Source organism: Vibrio sp. TRT 17S01 (assembly GCF_050113695.1).
Classification (GTDB): domain Bacteria; phylum Pseudomonadota; class Gammaproteobacteria; order Enterobacterales; family Vibrionaceae; genus Vibrio.
Map to the genome: position 1 here is coordinate 1 of NZ_JBNJOG010000064.1, position 746 is coordinate 746.

1 protein-coding gene is annotated in these 746 nt (G+C 55.0%); it reads right to left on the reverse strand.

What is annotated here, in order from left to right:
* Window positions 1–746 (reverse strand): Calx-beta domain-containing protein (locus tag ACQEXS_RS22485; RefSeq protein ID WP_427015276.1); only part of this gene is annotated, 746 nt, incomplete at both ends.

The window sequence follows — 746 nt, forward strand, 5'->3', positions numbered from 1 at the left end:
GCGGTGCCGGTATCACTGCCCACGGTGCCGTCGCCGGCAGTTGCGGTAACCGTGAAGTCTTCATTACCTTCAAAGACCATATCGTTAGTCGTTGGGATAGTGACTGTTAGGTTCGTTTGACCTGCTGGGATGGTGTAGCTGCCATCAGTGTTTGGATTCACAACCGTGCCATCAGCGGTAGTCACCACCATAGTGCCAAAGTCGTCGCTGCTTGCTGAGCCAGTCTGGCTTGCAAGGTTCACCGTCACATCGGTATCCGCCGCTTGTGACAAGCTCACGGTAAAGACCGCGTCATCACCTTCGCTGACAGATACAGTTTCAGTAATTGAGACAGTTGGGCGATCGTCATTGCCGCCATTCTCACCACCATCACTGATGGTCGCCGTGCCAGTATCGCTGCCCACTGTGCCGTCGCCAGCCGTCGCCGTCACAGTAAAGTCTTCGTTACCTTCGAATACGGTGTCGTCCGTGGTTGGAATGGTCACCGTCAGGTTCGTTTCACCCGCTGGGATGGTGTAGCTGCCATCTGTATTTGGATTGACCACTGTGCCATCAGAGGTGGTCACTACCATAGCACCGAAGTCGTCGCTGCTTGCTGAGCCAGTCTGGCTTGCAAGGTTCACCGTCACATCGGTATCCGCCGCTTGTGATAGGCTCACGGTAAAGACTGCGTCATCACCTTCGCTCACAGATACCGTCTCTGTGATTGAGACAGTTGGGCGATCGTCATTGCCGCCATTCTCACC